This is a genomic window from Chitinivibrionales bacterium, assembly GCA_014728215.1.
GTDB lineage: Bacteria > Fibrobacterota > Chitinivibrionia > Chitinivibrionales > WJKA01 > WJKA01.
Genome location: WJLZ01000065.1, coordinates 1 through 3,100 on the forward strand (window position 1 = coordinate 1; position 3,100 = coordinate 3,100).

General features: G+C 48.1%; 3 protein-coding genes. All 3 read right to left on the reverse strand.

What is annotated here, in order from left to right:
- Positions 1-105 precede the first annotated feature (105 nt).
- The 3 genes from GF401_04270 to GF401_04280 all read right to left on the reverse strand — a co-directional run bounded on the left by GF401_04270 (position 106) and on the right by GF401_04280 (position 2,979).
- Positions 106-705: a hypothetical protein gene (locus GF401_04270; protein ID MBD3344260.1), complete on the reverse strand. Its 600-nt coding sequence runs from the start codon at positions 703-705 to the stop codon at positions 106-108.
- A gap of 72 nt (positions 706-777) precedes the next feature.
- Positions 778-2,178 carry an aminopeptidase gene (locus tag GF401_04275; protein MBD3344261.1) on the reverse strand — a complete coding sequence of 467 codons (1,401 nt, stop codon included), beginning with the start codon at positions 2,176-2,178 and terminating at the stop codon, positions 778-780.
- Between the two features lie 255 nt (positions 2,179-2,433).
- Positions 2,434-2,979 carry an OmpA family protein gene (locus GF401_04280; GenBank protein MBD3344262.1) on the reverse strand — a complete coding sequence of 182 codons (546 nt, stop codon included), beginning with the start codon at positions 2,977-2,979 and terminating at the stop codon, positions 2,434-2,436.
- Positions 2,980-3,100 lie beyond the last annotated feature (121 nt).

Genomic DNA, 3,100 nt, shown 5'->3' on the forward strand with positions numbered 1-3,100 from the left:
ATAAGGACATTGAAAAATGAACCGAGTATTAATCCGAAAAAAATGACAAATATGGTGATCAGAATGTGCATGAATGATTGTATCCCACAAGGGAGGGTGGAGTATCTATTTCCCCTTCATCTTTGTTTTGGTCATGGCGGAATCGACCTTTGTTTTAAAACTGTCGACTTTATGGTGAACATCCTTTATCGTCTGCAATGGTTGACTGCCAATGATCTTTTCGAATGATTTTTTTGTCGACTCCATATAGGGTACACTCAAATGGGGAGGGAATTTCGAAAGATAGGAAAAAACAATCGAATCACCGAGTTTGTCTTCGACCCACGGAAAGGGGGAAGAGACAGCAGAGAGTACAAATATCCAGGCGATAATAAATGCCTTGATCAAACCGATACAACCGCCGCACAACCGGTCAACCCATCCAAGCACCGTCAGCCGGACGATTTTCCTGATCAGCCATCCAGTCCCCAGGACAAGAATAACCGTAGCAAAAAAGAGAAGCAAAAAGCTTATTACCAGTTTTGTGGAATCGGAAAGCGGTATGAATGTCAGATGAGGAAACAGGGTCCGGTATCCCGTCACCGCAACGGCAAATCCGGCAATAAGGGCGATCAACCGGAATGCTTCACCGATCAAACCCCGTTTGATACCAACAATGATAAACAATGCGGCGATAATTGAAATTATTATATCGAATACATGCATTTAGTTGTCAGGGTCCAGGGTAGAGGGTATAAGGCATAACCGGGAAACAATATCCATCCTCATTTACCGTCCTCATTTCTCCTCATGCGTCAAATAATCCATAAGAAGCCGTATTCCGAAGCCGGTGGCGTATTTTGGCATTTCTCCCCTTGGTTCGCTTTCGTTGAAACCGGTCCCTGCAATATCCAGATGGGCCCAGGGAATCGTATCAACAAATTCTCTGAGAAAGGCCGCTGCGGTAATGGAACCGGCATGGCCTCGTTTGAGTTTGGGAATGTTTTTCAAATCGGCAAAATCACTTTTCATCGCCTCAATATGTTCTTCGTAGATAGGAAACCGCCACAACCGTTCGAATGTTCGTTCTCCTGCCTCGAAGAGTTTTTCACTCATCGTGTCATCGTTTGAAAAGAGTCCGGCGATAGTATCACCCAGTGCGTAGAGGATACCGCCGGTGAGGGTGGCCAGGTCAATCAGCTCTGAAGGTTTATATTTCTTTTGGCAATAAGAGAATGCGTCGGCCATGGCAAGGCGTCCTTCGGCGTCGGTGTTACCGATCTCAACGGTTTTACCCGAGTATGATTTATAGATATCGCCGGGGAAATAGGTCGTGCTGCCGATTGCGTTATGCGCTGCGGGAACAACGGCGACAACGTTGATTTTCGGTTTGAGGATACCAAGCGCCCGGATTAATCCGAACGCTGCCGCCGCACCGGCCATATCACATCGCATGGTTTCGATATGTCCCGATGGTTTCAGGTTCTGGCCCCCCGAGTCGAAGGTAATTCCTTTACCAACAATCGCGGTTGTTTTCTTTGATTTTGCAGCGCCTGTATATTCCATGATAATCAGATGAGGAGGATAGGGGGACCCCTGTCCCACCGCGTAGAGGAGCCCCAGCCCTTTTTTCTTGAGTTCTTTTTGATCGAGGATTGTGGTGGTGATATTCGATGCCGATCCCAGTTTCCGGGCTTCTGCGGCAAGGTGAGCGGGGGTGACAACATGGGCATTATCATTCACCAGGTCGCGGGCATAAAAAACAGATTCGCACAGGGCCTGTATCTGTTTGGCCCGCCCGGGAGTAACGGTGGGATCGACAAGCTCGATCTTTTTGATCCCCGACGGTTTTTCACTTTTATATTTTGCAAAGGAATAGGCGCCCAGAATAGCGCCTTCCAGAGAAGCTTCACTGCATTTCCCCGCGCACTTTTTCTTTTTTGGCGGAATGAGCGAAACTGAGGTACGTTTCAGTTCCATCGCTTTCTGTATCGCCTTTGCCGCGCCACGTCTGATTATTGCCGTCGTACAATTTTCACGGAGTCCTAAACCGCAGTAGATTATGCATGCATTCTTCTCATAACGGATTGTCAATTGATGTTTTTCACCCTTGAAATCGACAATTTCTCCGGCGTCTTCCTGAACAAAAAACACGACCTGAGTATCATTCGAAGCCTTTTTGGCTATGGTGATTTTCATGGCATAATCCTTTCAGAAATCGTATCTACTTTTAACAAAGATATAATAAAATAACAAATTGGCATTGAGGGCGCAGCGAATGGGGCAAAAAGGGCTGTGTTTTTGCAGCAGAATGGTTAATGGGCGGGTTGAGGAGCGAATAAACCTCGCCGAAGCCGCCTGGTACCGCGGCGCCGGCGAGCAATGATATGCGCGTTGTATGGTGTGCCTATTCAGGGACCCTGAAGGAGCACAGACCCGAAGGCCGGGAATATACTACCGTTCGAGCACTTTCCACTCGACACGACGGTTTTTCTTATGACATTCATCATCGGGGCAATTCGATATTGCCGGACGTTCTCTTCCGTAGGACGTAAACTCCAGGCGCGACGATGGAATACCGTAGGAGGTAAGATAGCTTTTCACCGCCTTGGCTCTGTTTTCGCCGAGTCCGATATTGTATTCATTCGAACCCCGTTCATCGGCATGGCCTTCAAGAAGAATCCGGATATCGATGTTTTCGGAAAGAAACCGGGCCGCCCGTTCGAGCTTCTGGATTGCATCACCCCGGAGTTCATACTGGTCGTACTCGAAATAGATCGGCACGAAAATCTCCTGCATTTCGGCGTCGATATCCCGGGTCTGGAAAACAATGTCGTCGGAAGGCCCGGTTTCCGGCGCCGGGGTTTCAACCTCGGTAGTAACAGACGGTTCCGGTTCCGGCATCGTATCTTCGATGGTCGTGGTCTTTTTGCCACATCCGTAAAGAACCGATAGGATAACCGCTGATGTCACAAACAGTATGGTTTGCAGCCGCTTCATAGGATCTCCTCCTCTAGAGAAAGAATGTGAATGAAAATTAAGGAGAATGGAGAACCGGAACGGTGAAGCAACCGCATGCTTCCGTAGGGTAAATTACTGGAGAAACCGCCGATGTCCTTCA

What these genes read in the sequence shown, in the direction of transcription:
- GF401_04280 (MBD3344262.1), bottom strand. Translation starts at nt 2,979, where the DNA reads ATGAAGCGGCTGCAAACCATACTGTTTGTGACATCAGCGGTTATCCTA.
- GF401_04270 (MBD3344260.1), bottom strand. Translation starts at nt 705, where the DNA reads ATGCATGTATTCGATATAATAATTTCAATTATCGCCGCATTGTTTATC.
- GF401_04275 (MBD3344261.1), bottom strand. Translation starts at nt 2,178, where the DNA reads ATGAAAATCACCATAGCCAAAAAGGCTTCGAATGATACTCAGGTCGTG.